Annotated in this window: 14 protein-coding genes; 6 read left to right on the top strand and 8 right to left on the bottom strand. The window is 65.6% G+C overall.

The genetic code is table 11. The annotated features are described in order from the left end of the window. Positions 1–3: 3 nt before the first annotated feature. From lapB to cmk, 5 genes are all read right to left on the bottom strand, one after another. Positions 4–1,182 carry a lipopolysaccharide assembly protein LapB gene (lapB, locus tag C0R07_RS05620; RefSeq protein WP_019183096.1) on the bottom strand — a complete coding sequence of 393 codons (1,179 nt, stop codon included), beginning with the start codon at positions 1,180–1,182 and terminating at the stop codon, positions 4–6. Between the two features lie 6 nt (positions 1,183–1,188). Next, entirely contained in the window at positions 1,189–1,473 is a 285-nt protein-coding gene (locus C0R07_RS05615; protein ID WP_019183097.1) for a LapA family protein, read from the bottom strand. A 103-nt stretch (positions 1,474–1,576) separates the two neighbouring features. Further along, positions 1,577–1,882 carry an integration host factor subunit beta gene (locus C0R07_RS05610; RefSeq protein WP_019183098.1) on the bottom strand — a complete coding sequence of 102 codons (306 nt, stop codon included), beginning with the start codon at positions 1,880–1,882 and terminating at the stop codon, positions 1,577–1,579. 87 nt (positions 1,883–1,969) lie between these two features. After that, on the bottom strand, positions 1,970–3,655 hold the full coding sequence (gene rpsA, locus C0R07_RS05605) for a 30S ribosomal protein S1 (RefSeq protein ID WP_019183099.1): 1,686 nt from the start codon (positions 3,653–3,655) through the stop codon (positions 1,970–1,972). 194 nt (positions 3,656–3,849) lie between these two features. After that, positions 3,850–4,530 (bottom strand): (d)CMP kinase, encoded by a 681-nt coding sequence (cmk, locus tag C0R07_RS05600; protein ID WP_046273768.1) that lies wholly within the window; start codon positions 4,528–4,530, stop codon positions 3,850–3,852. A gap of 194 nt (positions 4,531–4,724) precedes the next feature. Between cmk and ykgO the strand changes: the two genes are divergently transcribed. From ykgO to C0R07_RS05570, 6 genes are all read left to right on the top strand, one after another. Continuing rightward, positions 4,725–4,850 (top strand): type B 50S ribosomal protein L36, encoded by a 126-nt coding sequence (gene ykgO / locus C0R07_RS05595; RefSeq protein ID WP_017355593.1) that lies wholly within the window; start codon positions 4,725–4,727, stop codon positions 4,848–4,850. Between the two features lie 179 nt (positions 4,851–5,029). Then, the gene (locus C0R07_RS05590; protein ID WP_046273769.1) at positions 5,030–5,356 is read left to right on the top strand and encodes a hypothetical protein; all 327 of its coding nucleotides are present in this window, start codon (positions 5,030–5,032) and stop codon (positions 5,354–5,356) included. 46 nt (positions 5,357–5,402) lie between these two features. After that, positions 5,403–6,437: an agmatine deiminase family protein gene (locus tag C0R07_RS05585; RefSeq protein ID WP_102788352.1), complete on the top strand. Its 1,035-nt coding sequence runs from the start codon at positions 5,403–5,405 to the stop codon at positions 6,435–6,437. 329 nt (positions 6,438–6,766) lie between these two features. After that, entirely contained in the window at positions 6,767–7,654 is an 888-nt protein-coding gene (locus C0R07_RS05580) for a carbon-nitrogen hydrolase (protein WP_070473150.1), read from the top strand. Between the two features lie 19 nt (positions 7,655–7,673). Beyond that, positions 7,674–8,204, top strand: coding sequence for a GNAT family N-acetyltransferase (locus C0R07_RS05575; protein ID WP_019183104.1), 531 nt, complete (start codon positions 7,674–7,676; stop codon positions 8,202–8,204). After that, positions 8,197–9,429, top strand: coding sequence for a TraB/GumN family protein (locus C0R07_RS05570; protein WP_070427196.1), 1,233 nt, complete (start codon positions 8,197–8,199; stop codon positions 9,427–9,429). Before C0R07_RS05575 ends, C0R07_RS05570 begins: the two co-directional genes overlap by 8 nt. A 187-nt stretch (positions 9,430–9,616) precedes the next feature. Here the strand turns inward: C0R07_RS05570 and C0R07_RS05565 are convergent, their stop codons facing one another. Genes C0R07_RS05565 through C0R07_RS05555 form a run of 3 tightly spaced genes read right to left on the bottom strand, consistent with a single transcriptional unit; the run spans position 9,617 to position 17,360 of the window. Then, the gene (locus C0R07_RS05565) at positions 9,617–12,712 is read right to left on the bottom strand and encodes an efflux RND transporter permease subunit (protein WP_102788350.1); all 3,096 of its coding nucleotides are present in this window, start codon (positions 12,710–12,712) and stop codon (positions 9,617–9,619) included. After that, on the bottom strand, positions 12,709–16,218 hold the full coding sequence (locus tag C0R07_RS05560) for an efflux RND transporter permease subunit (protein WP_102788349.1): 3,510 nt from the start codon (positions 16,216–16,218) through the stop codon (positions 12,709–12,711). Before C0R07_RS05560 ends, C0R07_RS05565 begins: the two co-directional genes overlap by 4 nt. Beyond that, complete coding sequence (locus C0R07_RS05555) at positions 16,215–17,360, bottom strand: efflux RND transporter periplasmic adaptor subunit (protein ID WP_046273773.1); 1,146 nt, start codon at positions 17,358–17,360, stop codon at positions 16,215–16,217. Before C0R07_RS05555 ends, C0R07_RS05560 begins: the two co-directional genes overlap by 4 nt. Between the last annotated feature and the right edge of the window lie 147 nt (positions 17,361–17,507).

Genomic DNA, 17,507 nt, shown 5'->3' with positions numbered 1-17,507 from the left:
GGTTCAGAGCACCGCGTAGTTGAGCAGCGGCTTGACGGTGCCCCATTCCTTGCAGCTCGGGCACTGCCAGTGATGCGTGCGCGCGCCGAAGCCACAGCGGGTGCAGCGGTAGGCCGGGTTGCGGACCAGCAACTGGTCGGTGATGTGCTTGAGATCGTGCAGGGTGGCGGTGGAATCCGCGCCCTCGGCCAGGGTCAGGTCGATCAGCGCCGACTCGCCACGCACCGAGGGACGGTCCTTGAGCTGGCGACCGAGATAGGCGCGCGCGGGGGCGACGCCCTCCTGCTCTTCCATCAGCTGGGTCAGCGCCAGCACCGGGGCGATGCCGCGATAGTGCTCGGTCATCTCCGACAGGAACGCACGGGCACCACCAAGGTCACCGACCTTGCGGTAGTTCTGCATCAGCGCCTGCAGCACTTCGGGCAGGTACTCTGGATCATTGCGGGCCGCACGCTCGAAGGCGCGCACGGCGGCTTCGGCATTGCCCGCATCGTTCTCCAGGCGCCCTTCGATGATGCCGGCACGGACCGACATCGCATCGGCCTGGTAGGCGCGTGCGATCGCAGCGCGCGCTTCGTCGATCTTGCCGGCGCCACGGTAGCGCTCGGCCAGTTCGCATTCGAACTGCCCGATCAGCTTGCCCATCGGCTCGCCGGTGACTTCTTCGAAACGGCTGGCGTTGTCGATCGCCTTTTCCCAGTCGCGTTCGGCCTGGTAGATGCCGATCAGGTGCTTGAGTGCCTGTGGGGCGCGCTGGTCGATCTGGGCCAGTTCGGTGAACACCGTTTCAGCACGATCGAGCAGGCCGGACTTCATGTAGTCCTCGCCCAGGGCCAGCAAGGCCTGGACGCGCTGCTGATCGCTGAGATCGGCGCGGTTCACCAGGCCCTGGTGCAGGCGGATCGCACGATCGACCTCGCCACGGCGGCGGAACAGATGGCCCAGCGCGACCTGGGTCTCGAAGGTTTCCTTGTCCAGCTCGGCGATGTGCAGGAACAGCTCGATCGCCTTGTCCGGCTGCTCGTTGAGCAGATAGTTCAGGCCGCGGAAGTACGTGCTGGACAGATGGCTGACCTGATTGTCGCCATGGCGCTGACCGCCACGACGCCCGATCACCCAGCCCGACAACGCGGCCAGGGGCAAGAACAGGAAAAACCAGAACCACTCGGAGACAAATTCCATCGGCGCTCAGCGTCCGTCGAATGTAGAAGAAGAAGGGGGTGCCACGACCACGGCAGGCGCGGCCTTCTGCGCACGGCGCAGTTTGGCGTACAGCGGGATCACCATGCTGGCGAGCACGAGGCCGCCGCCGATGAGGGCACCGGACAGCAGGGCGATGATGATCGCCACGCCGGTGGTGGAATTGATCTGGGTAAAGCCCAGGCTGATGATGATCGGCTGCGAGTTGAGCGCACCGATGATGAGACCCACCACCAGAACCGCCAGCAGGATCAGCAGACGTACGACGTTCATGCAGCAGCTCCAGTTCCGTAGGGCTCAAGAGTAGCGGACTAACACTCCGCTCTGCCAGCCGACTCCATGGAAATCATGCATCCGCCCCGTGGCGGATGACCCGTCAGGCAGGATCGCTTTCCAGCGGCACCACGGCGCTGACGCGCTCACGCAGTTCCTTGCCCGGCTTGAAGTGCGGGACATGCTTGCCCGGCAATGCGACCGATTCCCCGGTCTTGGGATTGCGCCCCAGCCGTGCCGGCCGGTAGTGCAACGAAAAACTGCCGAACCCGCGGATCTCGATGCGATCCCCGCCGGCCAGCGCCCCACCCATCATTTCCAGCAACGACTTCACCGCCAGATCGACATCGTCCGACTTCAAATGCGCCTGTCGGCGCGCCAGGATTTCGATCAGCTCGGATTTGGTCATTACGGGCTCTTGGGGAGGAACTCAGACCCTGAAACGGCCCGGACTGATGTCCGGGCCGTCCAGGAAACTACGACAGCGACAGACCGATTACTCGGACTTGTTGCCGTTCAGCTGTGCACGCAGCAGCGCGCCGAGCTGGGTGGTGCCGCTGGAAGCCGAAGAGGACTGGTATTCCTCCAGCACTTCGCGCATTTCCGCGTCGTCCTTGGCCTTGATCGACAGCTGCAGGGTACGACCCTTGCGATCCATGCCCACGAACTTGGCTTCCACCTTGTCGCCGACCTTCAGGAACTGGGTCGCGTCGTCCACGCGCTCGTTCGCAACATCGCGAGCGGCCACGTAGCCTTCGATGCCGTCAGCCAGTTCGATGGTAGCGCCCTTGGCGTCCACTTCCTTGACCACGCCTTCGACCTTGGAACCCTTCGGGTTGGCAGCCATGTACTGACCGAACGGATCCTGCTCCAGCTGCTTGACGCCCAGGCTGATGCGCTCGCGCTCCGGATCGACCGCCAGGACGACGGCGTCCAGGTTGTCGCCCTTCTTGAAGTTGCGGACCACGTCTTCGCCGGTGGTGTTCCAGCTGATGTCGGACAGGTGCACCAGGCCATCGATACCGCCGTCCAGGCCGATGAAGATGCCGAAGTCGGTGATCGACTTGATCTGGCCCGACACCTTGTCGCCCTTCTTGTGGATGGCAGCGAAGGTTTCCCACGGATTGGCGGCAACCTGCTTCATGCCCAGCGAGATGCGGCGACGCTCCTCGTCGACGTCCAGGACCATGACTTCAACTTCGTCACCGACCTGCACAACCTTGGACGGGTTGACGTTCTTGTTGGTCCAATCCATTTCGGACACGTGCACCAGACCTTCGACGCCCGGCTCGATCTCGACGAATGCGCCGTAATCGGTGACGTTGGAGACCTTGCCGAAGACGCGGCTGTTGGCCGGGTAACGACGGGCGATGTTGTCCCACGGATCCTCGCCCAGCTGCTTCAGACCCAGCGAAACGCGGTTGCGCTCGCGGTCGAACTTCAGCACGCGCACGTCCAGCTCGTCGCCGACGTTCACGACTTCGGACGGATGGCGCACGCGCTTCCAGGCCATGTCGGTGATGTGCAGCAGGCCGTCGATACCGCCCAGGTCCACGAACGCGCCGTAATCGGTCAGGTTCTTGACGACACCCTTCAGGATCGCGCCTTCCTGCAGCTTGTCCATCAGCTGCTCGCGCTCTTCCGAGTGCTCGCTCTCGACGACTGCACGACGGGACACAACGACGTTGTTACGCTTGCGGTCCAGCTTGATGAGCTTGAATTCCAGCTCCTTGCCTTCCAGGTAGGCCGGGTCGCGCACGGGGCGCACATCCACCAGCGAACCGGGCAGGAACGCGCGGACATCCTTGATGTCCACGGTGAAACCACCCTTGACCTTGCCGCTGATGCGGCCGGTGATGGTTTCGTTCTTTTCCAACGCTTCTTCCAGCTCGTCCCACACCATCGCGCGCTTGGCTTTCTCACGCGACAGAACGGTTTCACCGAAGCCGTTCTCGATGGAATCGAGGGCAACCTTGACGACGTCGCCTTCAGCGACATCGATCTCGCCAGCGTCGTTACGGAACTGTTCGATCGGCACGATGCCTTCGGACTTCAGGCCGGCGTTGATCACCACGACATCGCCGCGGACTTCAACAACGACACCGCTGACGATCGAGCCCGGCTTCAGCTTGGCCAGATTGGCCTGACTGGCTTCGAACAGCTCTGCAAATGATTCGGTCATTAGATTTACTCTGTTGGACACATGGGCATTGGCCCCCGAAGGGAACCGCTTGATGCCCGCCTGTTGGTCGACCCCGGTAACGCAGGTCGTGTGTTAAGTAGGAAAACCGCCACGCATCATTGCGGGACGGAGCTTTTGTTGCCTTGCGATGGTGCGACACCGTCGATGGACTGACGGCCCTCCTTTACAACGGATCAGGCACCCGAAACCGGAAGCAGATCCAATACCTTGGCAACGACGGCGTCGATGCCAATACCACTGGTGTCGATGACGACGGCATCGTCTGCCGGCTTCAGGGGCGCCACTGTGCGCTGTGCATCACGGGCGTCGCGGGCCATGATCTCGCGCAGGAGGTCGTCAAAGTTAACCGAAACACCCTTGTCTTTCAACTGCTTATGCCGCCGCTCGGCCCGTTCTTCGGCGCTGGCGGTCAAAAACACCTTGAATGGGGCGTCCGGGAAGATCACCGTCCCCATGTCCCGACCGTCGGCCACCAGCCCCGGCTCCATCCTGAATGCGCGCTGGCGCTCTTTCAGCGCCGCCCGGACCTCCGGGATGGCCGCGATGGCCGAGGCCAGGGCGCCGGTGGTCTCCAGGCGCAGCTCGTCGGTGGCGTCGGTCTCGTTGACCAGCACCCGCAGCCCGCCATCGGCCGATTCCACGAAGCGCACGTGGGTGTCGAAGGTGCAGCGGACCAGCGCCGAGGCGTCGGAGGTATCGATATCAGCCCAGCTGGCGGCCACGCCCACCGCCCGGTACAGGGCGCCCGAATCCAGGTAATGCCAGCCCAACCGGCGTGCGACAATGCGGCTGACAGTCCCTTTGCCGGCCCCGGAGGGACCGTCGATGGTGAGCACGGAAGGAAGCTGATTCATGGGTTTCCCTGTAAAATTGACCGCCCATTCTAGCCCCTGCCCGGGGCCTCCCGAGACCTTTTTGGTGCAACCACTTGAAAGGATGGAAAAAAGCCCGGTAGAATGGCGGGCTTGAACGGGCGTCACCTGCCGATTGTCATCTGCATATCGCGGCCGCGCTCCAACCGAATCCAACGTTTACGCCGAGGTATGCAATGAAAGTCCTTTCTTCCCTGAAGTCGGCCAAGTCCCGTCACCGTGACTGCAAGGTCGTCCGTCGCCGCGGCAAGATCTTCGTGATCTGCAAGTCGAACCCGCGTTTCAAGGCTCGCCAGCGCTGAGCCGGCTGGCCTCACGGCCACCACCGGCCCCTCACCGGGCCGGGTGATGAACAAAAAGCCGCCTCCGGGCGGCTTTTTGCTGCCATTTTTGTTGTAATCGCCGGGTAGCCACGACCGCCGGTGTCAGACCTGTCGCCGCGGGACCTTCCACCTTCTTGACCACTGGGGAGTAGATCGAGATGAAGCGTTACCTGACCACCCTGCCGTTGCTGGCCGTACTGGCCATCTCCAGCGCCCACGCCGACACCCTGCTGATCGACCGCAGCCGCGAGAAGCCCGCCATCGCCCTGCCCGTCCGCGGCCAGAGCATGCAGCAGGTCCAGGCCCAGTTCGGCGACCCGGGCGAGCGCCTGGAACCGCGCGGCGGGCAGAAGCGCCAGTGGCCGACGATCAACCGTTGGGTCTACCCGCAGTTCACCGTCTACTTCGAGAAGCAGAAGGTGATCGACGTGGTCGCCAACCGCGCCGACGCCAACGAGATCGGGCCGAAACCGCCGATCCGCTGACCCCTTTCCCTTTGCCCGCCAGCCGGCGGGCCATCGCATCGAGATCATGAACGACACGCTCCGCTTTCCGGCCGAATGGGAATCCCAGTCCGCCATCCTGATCGCCTGGCCCCACGCCGACACCGACTGGGCCGACCGCCTGGGTGACGTCGAGGACACCTACATCGCGCTCGTCGCGGCCATCACCCGCTTCCAGCCGGTGGTGATCATCGTTGCCGATGACGACCTGGAGGCGTACGCCGATGCGCGCCTGCGCTCGAACCGGATCGATACGGACCGCGTGCGGTTCGTGACCGCCCAGTACGACGACACCTGGCTGCGCGATTCCGGCCCGATCACGCTCAAGCGCGCCGATGGTGGCTTCCGCCTGCTGGACTTCCGCTTCACCGGCTGGGGCGGCAAGTTCGACGCCAGCCTGGATGACCAGCTGGTCGGCGTGCTGCATGCCGCAGGCCTGTTCAACAATGCCGAGCTGCAGAGCATTCCGTTCGCCCTGGAAGGCGGCGGCATCGAGACCGACGGCGCCGGCACCCTGCTGACCACCTGGCAGTGCCTGCACGAGCGTCATCCGGACCGCAGCCGCGAATCGCTCAGCGCCGACCTGGCCACCTGGCTGGCCCAGGAGCGTGTGCTGTGGCTGGACCATGGCTATCTGGAAGGCGACGACACCGACGCCCACATCGATACCCTGGCGCGCTTCGCTTCGACCGACAGCATCGTCTACCAGGCCTGCGATGACGCCAGCGATTCGCACTACGCCGAACTGCAGGCGATGGGCGCCGAACTGGCGGCGCTGCGTACCGCCGACGGCCAGCCGTACCGCCTGTTCCCGCTGCCGTGGGCGCAGCCGGTGATCGACGAAGGTCGCCGCCTGGCGGCGTCCTACGCGAACTACCTGATCCTCAACGGTGCGGTGCTGATGCCGGCCTACGGGGATGTTGCCGACGAGGCCGCGCGTGCGGTGCTGGCCGAGGCCTATCCGGACCGCGAGATCGTGCCGGTGCCGTGCCGCTCGCTGATCTGGCAGAACGGCAGCCTGCACTGCATCACGATGCAGCTGCCGGCGGGGTTGCTGACTTAAGCGCCACGACCAACGGTCGTGGGCTACCGCTGTTTGCCAGACCACCGACGCACTGTCGAAGGGATGGCGGGTGTGGAGGTGCGGGACCGTCAGGGCGCCATGGATGGCGCCCACGAGCCCCCAGGGAAGGGTTTACGGCGCGTCCCGCACCTCCGCACCCGCCAGCCCAGCCGCCGCAGCCACGCGCCTGGGCTTGTCTCGATGCTGCTGCGGAGCCGGCCAGCGGCCGGCACTACCCGACGCGTGGGTGTCAGCCATTTAGCAGCCAGCACGCTGCGTGCACCCATCCGCGATAAACTGCGTTTTTCCCCTTGCAGGACCGTCTCCGGATGAGCTCACGCCACACCCTTTCCGTCGCCCTGATCCAGGAGCGCAACCACGGCGATGCCGAGGCCAATCTGGCCGTCATCGAAGCGCGCGTGGCTGAAGCGGCCGCGCAGGGTGCCAAGCTGATCCTGCTGCAGGAACTGCACAACGGTGCGTACTTCTGCCAGCACGAGTCGGTCGAGGAGTTCGATCTGGCCGAGCCGATCCCCGGCCCGAGCACCGAGCGCCTGGGCGCATTGGCCAGGAAGCACAGCGTGGTGATCGTCGGCTCGCTGTTCGAGCGGCGCGCGGCCGGGCTGTATCACAACACCGCCGTGGTCTTTGAAAAAGACGGCACGCTGCTGGGCAAGTACCGCAAGATGCACATCCCGGATGATCCGGGCTTCTACGAGAAGTTCTACTTCACCCCGGGCGATCTGGGCTTCACCCCGATCGACACGTCGGTGGGTCGCCTGGGCGTGCTCGTGTGCTGGGACCAGTGGTATCCGGAAGCGGCCCGCCTGATGGCGCTGGCCGGTGCCGAGCTGCTGCTCTACCCCACCGCGATCGGTTGGGACCCGGATGACCAGCGCGACGAACAGGGCCGCCAGCGCGATGCGTGGGTGCTCAGTCACCGCGGCCATGCCGTGGCCAATGGCGTGCCGGTGCTGAGCTGCAACCGCGTCGGCCATGAAGCGTCGCCGCTGGGCGCGTCGGGCATCCAGTTCTGGGGCAACAGCCATGTGCTCGGCCCGCAGGGTGAGTTCATCGCCGAAGCCGGTGGCGAGCCGACCGTCCTGGTCTGCGATGTGGACCTGCAGCGCAGCGAACACGTCCGCCGCATCTGGCCGTTCCTGCGTGATCGCCGCATCGATGCCTACGGCGATCTGCTCAAGCGCTACATCGACTGACCGACCAGGACACCCCACCGTGACCGTGCAGCTGCGCGACGCCACCGATGCCGATATCGCGGCCATCACCGCGATCTATGCGGTGGAAGTGACCGACTTCGTCAACACCTACGAGTACGAGATTCCGGAGGCGGCGGAAATGCGCCGCCGCATGCAGGACATCGTCGGCCGCGGTTTTCCGTACATCGTGGCCGAGGTCGATGGCCAGGTGGCCGGTTATGCCTACGCCAATACCTACCGCGGCCGGATCGCCTACCAGTGGACCGTGGAGAACTCGGTCTACGTGGATGCCGCCTTCCAGGGCCGCGGCGTCGGCACCGCGCTGATGCAGGGCCTGATCGATGCCTGCGTCGCACGCGGTTACCGGCAGATGGTGGCCGTCATCGGCGAGCCGACCAACACCGCCTCCATCAAACTGCACGAGCGTTTCGGTTTCCATACCGTCGGCGTTTTCCGCGGCCTCGGCCGCAAGCATGGCCGCTGGCTGGATACCGTCCAGATGCAGCGCGCGCTCGGCGATGGTGCCGACAGCGCCCCTTCGAATGAATGATGCAATGACAGATACCCTGATCGAGGCCGGCGACACCCTGTTCGCCGGTCAACCCGTGCGCGTGGTCGAGCGCGATGGCGTGCGCTACACCCTGCTGGGCACCGCGCACGTCTCGCAGGCCAGCGTGGAAGCGGTGGAACGTGCAATTGAAAGTGGCCGCTTCGATGCGGTCGCGGTCGAACTGGACGCGCAGCGCCTGCAGGCACTGACCAACCCGGACGCCCTGGCCAAGCTGGACCTGGTCGAGGTGATCCGCAAGGGGCGCGTCGCCCTGTTCGCGGCCAACCTCGCCCTGGCCGCCTACCAGCGCCGCCTGGCCGAGCAGCTGGAGATCGAGCCCGGTGCCGAACTCAAGCGCGCGGTGGTGATGGCCAACGAACGCAACCTGCCGGTGCACCTGATCGACCGCGAGGTCGGCCTGACCTTCAAGCGCGCCTCGCAGCGGCTGGGCTTCTTCGGCAAGATCAAGCTGGTGATGGGCCTGGGCGCCGGCCTGTTCGCCTCCGAGGAAGTCGGCGAAGACGAGATCGAGAAGCTCAAGCAGGGCGACATGCTCGAAGCCAGCTTCGGCGAGTTCGCCAGCGAGAGCCCGGCCCTGTACGAAACCATCATCGGCGAGCGCGACCGCTACATGGCTACGCGCCTGCGTGAAGTGCATGACCCGGCCCAGCGCGAAGTGCTGGCGGTGGTCGGCGCCGGTCATCTGGCCGGCTTGGCCAGGTACCTGGAAACCGACACCGACGCGCCGGGCCCGCTGCGCGAGTCGCTGGAAGACGTGCCGAAGAAGCGCAACATTCCGTGGATCACGCTGGCGATCCTGGCCATCGTGCTGACCGGCATCGGCGTGGGCTTCTACCGTGGTGGCCTGGGGGTCGGCAGTGAACTGCTGGCGGTCTGGGCGATGTATACCGGCGGCCTGGCCGGACTGGGCTGCCTGTTGGCCGGCAGCCACCCGTTGAGCATCCTGACCGCGATCGTGGTGGCACCGTTCAAGCCGTTCCGCTTGAGCATCCCGACCGGCGCGTTCTCGGCCCTGGTGGAAGCGCGCCTGCGCAAGCCGGCCTACGAGGATTTCCTGAAGCTGCGCGACGACGCGCAGAGCGTCAAGGGCTGGTACCGCAACCGGGTGACCCGCGTGGTGCTGACCTTCATGCTGACCAACCTGGGCAGCATGCTCGGGTTGTGGCTGACCGGGTTCCAGGTGTGGGGCAAAGTCGCGGGGTGATTCCCGCGCCGGCTGTGAATCGAAAGGCCACGCAATGCGTGGCCTTTTTTGTGCACGAATGGGGAACCGCAGGTAGTGCCGGGCTACGTACCAGGGTGATGGCCGCCGTTTCCATTCGTATATGGACGCCATACGTGGGTGCGTTCCGAAAAAAAAGGAGGCCCGCCCAACGGGCCTCCATGCACCCTCAAACCGATTCTGCGCCCGGCTCGACCACCGGAGCATCCACGCCGCGGCCACGCGCGCGCCGGATGATCCGCGACACCGCCGTGCTCATGTCATCGAGCATCGCGTAGATGGTCGGCAGGAACAGCAGGCTCACCACCGTGGAGAATGCCAGGCCGCCGGCGATGGCGCGGGCCATCGGGTAGTACGGCGGACCATTGCCGAGCAGCTGGGTGTCGGTCATGGAGATCGGGATCATCGCCAGGATCGCGGTGCCCATCGTCATCATGATCGGGCGCAGGCGCTCGCGTGAGCCTTCCACCAGCGCCTGGGTCCGGCCCATCCCGCGGCGGCGCAGGTTGTTGATGTGCTCGATCATCACGATCCCGTTGTTCACCACCACGCCCATCAACACCAGGATGCCGATGAAGGACATGATCCCGAACGAGGTGCCGGTGATCCAGAACAGCCAGAACACCCCGAAGATCGAGAACAGCACGCCGCTCATGATCGCCGCCGGGAACAGCAACGACTCGAACACGGCTGCCATCACCACGTAGATCATCACCAGCGCGATCACCAGATTGAACATCATCTGCGCCATCGCTTCGTTGTCATCGCCGTAGTCGCCGCCGTCGAAGCTGAAGGTGTAGCCGGCCGGGAAGCTCATCGGCTTGAGCGTTTCCTCCATCGCCTTGCGCCCATCCGGCACGGTGACCTTCTCAGCCAGGTTGGCCTTGATGGTCAACGTGGTCTGCCGGTTGGTGCGGCCGATCTGCGTGGCCGACGGCTTGATCGCCACATCCACCAGGCTCAGCAGCGGCACGGAGCGACCGTCGCCGGTACGCACCGTATAGCTGGCCAGGTCTTCCGGGCTGCTCTGCTCGGCACCGGCAAAGCGCACCCAGACCGGCACTTCACTGTCACCGCGGCGGAACTCGCGCAGCGGCGCGCCCCGCAGGGCCAGGCCGACGAAGCTGGCCACCTGCTCGGCATTGAAGCCGAACGCGGCCGCGCGCTCGCGGTCAACGTGGATGGACAACTCGCTGCCCTTCTCGCCGTTGTCGATGCGCACGTCACGCAGCTCCTTGCGCTGGGCCAGCAGCGGCACCACTTCCTCGCCGATCTCCTGCAGCATCTTGGTCGAGTCACCCACCAGCTGCACCTGCACCTGGTTGTTGCCGCCGCCACCGCCGTCGCCGGAGTTGCCGACCACGTAATCGGCACGCGCCGAACGCGGCAGGCCCTTGCGCAGGGCTTCCTGCACGGCCGGCATGTTCTTGGCGTGCTCGGTATCGAAGGTCACGATCGTGCTGCTGCCTTCCTGCTCGCTGTACCAGGAATACACCTGCGTGATGTGCAGCTCCTCACGGTGATCGTCCAGGTAGCGCTCCACGCGGGCGACTTCCTCGGACATCTGGCCGAAGGTATAGGCGCCCTTCCAGTTGTAGCCGATGAACACCTCGTGGCCACCCTCGCCACCGAACATGTCGATCTTGGTCAGCTTCATCGGCACCAGGCTGATCAGGATCACCATCACGATGCCGAACACACTCCAGCCACGGTGTTCCAGCGTCCACTGCAGCAAGGTGGCGTAGCGGCGCTGCAGGCGGGCGATCACGCCACTGTCCGAATGCACCAGTTTGGGGGTCTGCATGCGCGCGGACAGCATCGGGATCAGGCTCACCGCGACCAGCCAGGAGGCCAGCAGCGAGACCGAGATCGTGATCGCGATCTGCGACATGAAGATGCTGATGTTGTTGGTCTCGCCGAACAGGTTCGGCACGAACACGATGCAGTGGCACAGGGTGCCGGCGCTCAGCGCGATGGCCACGTTGCGGGTACCGATGATCGAGGCCAGACGCGGCTGGTCCGGCATCCGCTCGCGTTCCTGGTAGATGCTCTCCACCACCACCACGGCGTTGTCCACCAGCATTCCGACCGCCAGCAGCAGGCCCATCATGGTCAGGATGTTGAGGGTCACGCCGGCGAAGTACATGAAGCCCAGGGTGATCACGAAACAGATCGGGATCGCCAGGGTCACCATCAGCGTGGAGGGCCAGTGGCGCAGGAAGAAGAACAGCACCGTGATCGACAGCAGCAGCCCCACCGCGCCGGCCTCGGCCAGCTCCAGCAGCGAGGACGTCACCATCTTGCCCTGGTTGTCGATGACCTTGATCTGCACATCGCGCATGGAGGGCTGCTTGCGGATCGCCTCGACCTCGGCCAGGGCCGCGCGCGAAACCTCCACCAGGTTGGCGCTGCGCTCCTTGAAGATGTCCAGGCCCACGGCCGGGTTGCCATCCAGACGACGGCCATAGTTCATGCGGGTGGGCTTGAGCCGGATCTCGGCGATGTCACCCAGGCGCAGGCCCTTGTTGTCGATGACCAGATCGCGCAGTTCCTGAAGGTCGGTGATTTCACCCACCGGCTGGATGCGCACGCGCTGGCCGTTGTCGTCGATCTGTCCGGCCGAGATCGAGAAGTTCAGCGTACGCAGGCGGTCGCTGAGTTCGTTGATGCTCAGGTTATGCGCGGTCAGCCGGTCCGGGCTGATCGCGATCTCGACCTCATTCGGCGGGGCGCCGGAGATGTTGACCCGCGCCACGCCGGGGATGCGTTCGATCCGCCGCTTGAACTCGCGGTCGAGCATGTCGTACGCGCCGGTCAGGTCGATGGCACTGGCCAGGCGCACCTTCAGCACCGGGTCGTCACTGCTGGACCACTTGAACACGTTGTAGCGCTGCAGGTCGTCAGGCAGGTCGCTGCGGATCGCATCGATGCGCTCACGGGCATCAGAGGCCGCGATGGCGATGTCGCGGTCCCAGTCGGTGAACTCGATGAAGATGCTGGCGCCTTCGGAGGTGGCCGAGGAGCGCATGCGCTTGATCCCGGTCATCGTAGCCAGTGCTTCTTCGGTCGGCCGGATGATGTTGCGCTCGACCTCCTCTGGCGTGGAACCGGTGTACGGCACCTGCACGAACAGGAACGGTGCGGAGATGTCCGGCAGCGCTTCCAGCGGCAGCCGGAACGAGGCGATCAGGCCCACCACCGCCAACGACACGAAACACATGATCGTGGTGATGGGCCGGCGGATGGAGAACTCGGCAATGCTCATGCCGGCTCCTGTGCAGTGCCATGGCCGGTATCAGCAAGCGGCGGCTTGAGGTGGCGGCCGCGCTCGCGGTAGTAGGCATCGCCGCGACGGTCGAGCAGGTCGTACACCACCGGGATCACCACCAGCGTCAGCAGGGTGGAGACCAGCAACCCGCCGATCACGGTGATCGCCATCGGCGCGCGCACTTCGGCGCCCTCGCCCATCGCCACCGCCAGCGGCAGGAAGCCGAACAGCGTGCACAGCGTGGTCATGATGATCGGCCGCAGGCGCGAACGCGCCCCTTCCACCAGTGCCTCACGCTTGGGCACGCCCGCCTCGCGCAGCTGGTTGACCTTGTCGATCAGGATGATCGCGTTCTTGGTCACCAGGCCCACCAGCAGGATCAAGCCGATGAACACCACCACCGAGATCGGCTTGCCGGTCAGCATCAGGGCCAGGATCGCGCCGACCAGCGCCAGCGGAATGGTGAACAGGATGACGAACGGATGCAGCAGCGATTCGAACTGCGAGGCCATCACCAGGTACACCAGGAAGATGGCCAGGCCGAAGGCGAAGATCAGCGAGCGCGCCGAGTCGGCCAGCTCCTCACCCTGCCCGCCGATGTGCATGCCGACACCGGCCCCCAACGGCTGCTTGGCCACCATGTCCTGCACTTCGCGCACGGCGCCGCCCAGGTCGATGTCGCGCAGGTTGGCCGACACCACCGCCACGCGGGTCTGGTCGGCGCGATGGATCTCGCTCGGGCCGTTGGTGGCGATCACCTCGGCCACCGAATCCAGCGTCACCGGCCGGTTGCTGCCCGGATTGACGATCAGGCGGCGGATACTGTCCACGCTGGCCCGGTCACCTTCCTGGGCCCGCACCAGGACGTCGATCTTGCGGTCGCGGAAGCTGTAGCGCGTAGCCACGTCACCGCGCACCTTCTTGACCACCACATCGGCGATCTGCCGCGTGGTCAGGCCCAGGGCACCGGCGCGCTCCTGGTCGAAGCGGATCTGGATCTCCGGGAAGCCCTCTTCCACCGTGGATTTGACGTCGGCGTAGTGCGGGTTGTTACGCAGCATCGCGGCCAGTGCCTTGCCGGCCGTTTCCAGCGTGGCCATGTCCTGACCACGCAGTTCCACTTCCAGCGGTGTGGAGAAGCTGAACAGCGCCGGGCGGGCGAAATCGACCTGCACGCCAGGGTGCTGCTGCATCGATTCGCGCAGCCGCTCGGTGATCGCCGCTTCGGTGCGCGCGTTGCCGCCCCCGGCCATCACGACGGTCAACTTGCCGATGTTCTCGCCGCTTTCGGTCGGGCTGGCATCCAGACGGGTGCCGCTGCCACTGACGCCGTACAACGAGGCGATGCTGGCGTCCTTGGCGTGGGCCAGCTGCATCTCACGGACCAGCGCATCGGTCTGTTTCAGCGGCGTGCCGGCGGGCAGCTTGGCGGTCATTTCGAAGCGGTCCTGCGCCAGCTGCGGGATCAGGTCGGCCCCGAGCATCGGCACCAGCGCCATCGTGCCGACGAAGGCCAGCGCGGCCAGGCCCAGCACCTTGCCCGGGTGGTGCAGCGCGCCCGGCAGCAGCTTGAGGTAACCGCGCTCGGCACCGGCGTAGGGCTTCATCGCCACATCGCTGGCCTTGCGCATCACCGGCCCGACCACGGCCACCAGGCCGCGCCAGACGCGGATCACCGACCACGCGATACCGAAACAGATCCAGCGCACCAGCGTGCCCACGCCCCGGCGGCTGCCGGCGACCGGCTTCAGCCAGCGGCTGTCCGGCTGCCAGGGCTGGTGCGCCGGTTCTTCGGGGAAGGCCAGCGGCGGGCGGCCCTTGAGCGAGCTCAGCATCGGGATCAGGGTCATCGACACCAGCAGCGAGATCGCAATCGCGATCGCCACGGTCAGCGCCTGGTCGCGGAACAGCTGGCCGGCGATGCCATCGACGAACACCAGCGGCAGGAACACCGCGATGGTGGTCAGGGTCGAGGCGACCACGGCCATGCTCACTTCACGGGTGCCGGCGATGGCCGCCTGCAGGATGCTCAGGCCACGTTCGCGCGCCTTGGCGATGCTCTCCAGCACCACGATCGAGTCATCCACCACCAGGCCGGTGGCCAGGGCCAGACCGCCCAGCGACATCACGTTCAAGCTCAGGCCGAGCTGGCCCATGAAGAAGAACGTGGTGATGATCGAGACCGGCAGCGACAGGCTGATCACGAACGTGCTCCAGCCGTCGCGCAGGAACAGGAAGATGATCAGGATGGCGAGGATGCCGCCGATCACCGCGTCCTTCTTGACGTCGCTGATGGCGTGTTCGATGAAGCGTGACTGGTCTTCAATCGTGGTCAGTTCGGCATCGCCGGGCACCTGGCCCTTGATCTGCTCCAGGCGCGCGCGCAGCGCTTCGGCGGTCGAGACCGTGTTGGCATCGCCCTCTTTGTAGATCGCCAGCTCGACCGCTTCCTTGCCGCCCAGGCGGATGATCGCTTCGCGTTCCTTGTAGCCCTGGCGCACGGTGGCGACATCCTTCAGCCGCACCGGCACGCCGTTGGCGATGTTGGTGGAACTGCTGCTGGATGCGCTCTGCGCGGCAGAGGCAGCGGCAACGGCGGCATCCGAGCCGGTCGAGGCGGCGATCGCGAACATCTGCTGCATCGCTGCATCGGCAGCGCTGCCGTTGCTGCTCTGCGTGGTCACCAGCAGGTTGCGGATGTCCTCCAGATCGGCGAACTGGTTGACCGTGCGCACCAGGTAGCGCTGCGAGCCTTCCTCCAGGCGGCCGCCGGAGATGTTGATGTTCTCTTCCTTGAGCCGCTTGATGACGTTGTCGATCGGCAGATTGAGCTGGGCCAGCTTCTGCTGGTCGATGTCGACCTGGATTTCATCCTCCAGACCGCCGCCCACCTTCACCGCAGCCACGCCGGTCACCGGCTCCAGCTTCTTCTTCAGGTCTTCATCGGCATAGCGGCGCAGCTCGGTGAGCTGGCGCACGGCCTCGGCATCGCTGGAAGGATCGGTTTTGGCCGAGATGACCAGGCGCATGATCGGCTCGGTAGACGGATTGAAGCGCAGCAGCACCGGAGACTTCGCCTCCAGCGGCAGGTTCAGCGCTTCCATCTTGTCGCGCACCTCCAGGCTGGCCTGGTCCATGTTGGTGCCCCAGGCGAATTCGAGCACGACATCGCTCTGCCCGGTACGCGAAATCGATTTGAGCTTGCGCAGGTTCTTGACCACGCCCACGGCCTCTTCGACCGGCTCGGTGATCAGCGTTTCGATTTCCGCCGGGGCCGCACCGGTGTACTCGGTGCGCACGGTCAGGGTCGGATAGCTCAGGTCGGGCAGCAGGTTCACCTTGAGATTGCCCAGCGCGATGAAGCCGAACAGCATCAGGGTGACGGTGAACATCGCGATGGTGACGCGGCGGCGGGTGGCGAATTCCACCAGGCCGCCGCCGTGGGCACCGGGGCGATCGCCCTGGTGCGGATCATTGCCGTGGTCGTTGCCGGCCGCTGTCATTGACGGCTCTCCGCCTTGGCCGGTGCCGGCTTGGCAGCAGCGGTGGCGGCCGGCTTGGCGCCGATCACCTGCACCGCGGTGCCGTCGCGCAGGGCAACCTTGCCGGCAGTAACCACCTGATCGCCTGCGGCCAGACCCTCGCGGATCTCCACCCACGGGCCTTCGGCATAGCCGAGCTTGACCGGCACGCGCGCGGCCTTGCCATCGCGGACGCGGAACACCGCCGGCTCACCATCGTCGAGCAGCGCCAGGCGCGGCACCACCAAGGCATCGGCGCGCTGGTCATAGTCGATCCGGATGCGGCCGAACATGCCCGGCTGCAGGCCTTCAGCATCTTCGCCAAAGCCGCTGACCACGCGGAACGTGCCGCTGCCGGCATCGACCACCGGCGAGATGCGGTCCACCGTGCCCGGGAAGGTCTTGCCCGGCAGCGCATCGGCGAGCAGCGTCACCGGCTGGCCCGGACGCAGCGTGGCCAGCTCGCGCTCGGGCACGTTGAGCGTAGCTTCCAGGCGCGAGTTGTCGACGATGCGGAAGATCGGCGTGTTGATCTGCACGAAGTTGCCGGTCTTGATCGAGCGCGAGGCGATCACGCCCGAGATCGGCGCGATCACCGTGGTGTAGGACAGTTCCAGCGTGGCCAGCCGGTACTGCGCGCGGACGTTCTCCAGGTCGTACTTGATCTGGTCGACATCGGCGGCGCTGACCATCTGCTGGCCCACCAGTTTCTGGGCGCGCTGGTAGTTGTTCTCCAGCTTGCGCATCTGCGCTTCGCTCTGCGCCACGGCCAGGCGCGCACGGTCCGGATCCAGCCGCACCAGCGGCTGCCCGGCACGCACCTGCTGCCCCTCTTCGACCAGCACCGCCAGCGCGACGCCGGAGGTCTTGGCGACCACCTGCGACTCACCACGCGGCTCCAGTGCGGCCGTACCGGTGTAGCTGGCAGCGACGGCGCGACGGCTGGCCGCGACGGCTTCGACGGGGACCGCATCGACCTTCTTCTCGGCCTTGCCGTCCTTCTCGGCCGCGTTGGCTTCGGCCGGGCCGGCGCCACCGCAGCCGCTCAGCAGCAGGGTGGAGGTGATCAGCAGTGCAGCGGCACAGCGTCCGGTGCGGCCGAGCAGGAATGATTGTCGCGACATCGTCGTGTCCCTAAGGATGCGTGGGCAGGTGTGGTAGCAAAGTAATGCACCACGTCACGACCACACCATATCCCAAAGGTCATGGTGACCTGCGGCGATGGCCTCCCCCGGCCCGGTTTCAGCTAGATGAAATGGCAGGCTATACTC

The sequence above is a fragment of the Stenotrophomonas bentonitica genome (assembly GCF_002887735.1).
In the GTDB taxonomy this organism is placed as follows: domain Bacteria; phylum Pseudomonadota; class Gammaproteobacteria; order Xanthomonadales; family Xanthomonadaceae; genus Stenotrophomonas; species Stenotrophomonas bentonitica_A.
The sequence above is the reverse complement of the archived record's forward strand: the minus strand, read 5'-3'. Positions and strand labels throughout refer to the sequence as shown.

Coding starts and splice junctions, on each gene's coding strand:
- lapB (WP_019183096.1), bottom strand. CDS start 1,182: ATGGAATTTGTCTCCGAGTGGTTCTGGTTTTTCCTGTTCTTGCCCCTG.
- C0R07_RS05615 (WP_019183097.1), bottom strand. CDS start 1,473: ATGAACGTCGTACGTCTGCTGATCCTGCTGGCGGTTCTGGTGGTGGGT.
- C0R07_RS05610 (WP_019183098.1), bottom strand. CDS start 1,882: ATGACCAAATCCGAGCTGATCGAAATCCTGGCGCGCCGACAGGCGCAT.
- rpsA (WP_019183099.1), bottom strand. CDS start 3,655: ATGACCGAATCATTTGCAGAGCTGTTCGAAGCCAGTCAGGCCAATCTG.
- cmk (WP_046273768.1), bottom strand. CDS start 4,530: ATGAATCAGCTTCCTTCCGTGCTCACCATCGACGGTCCCTCCGGGGCC.
- ykgO (WP_017355593.1), top strand. CDS start 4,725: ATGAAAGTCCTTTCTTCCCTGAAGTCGGCCAAGTCCCGTCACCGTGAC.
- C0R07_RS05590 (WP_046273769.1), top strand. CDS start 5,030: ATGAAGCGTTACCTGACCACCCTGCCGTTGCTGGCCGTACTGGCCATC.
- C0R07_RS05585 (WP_102788352.1), top strand. CDS start 5,403: ATGAACGACACGCTCCGCTTTCCGGCCGAATGGGAATCCCAGTCCGCC.
- C0R07_RS05580 (WP_070473150.1), top strand. CDS start 6,767: ATGAGCTCACGCCACACCCTTTCCGTCGCCCTGATCCAGGAGCGCAAC.
- C0R07_RS05570 (WP_070427196.1), top strand. CDS start 8,197: ATGAATGATGCAATGACAGATACCCTGATCGAGGCCGGCGACACCCTG.
- C0R07_RS05565 (WP_102788350.1), bottom strand. CDS start 12,712: ATGAGCATTGCCGAGTTCTCCATCCGCCGGCCCATCACCACGATCATG.
- C0R07_RS05560 (WP_102788349.1), bottom strand. CDS start 16,218: ATGACAGCGGCCGGCAACGACCACGGCAATGATCCGCACCAGGGCGAT.
- C0R07_RS05555 (WP_046273773.1), bottom strand. CDS start 17,360: ATGTCGCGACAATCATTCCTGCTCGGCCGCACCGGACGCTGTGCCGCT.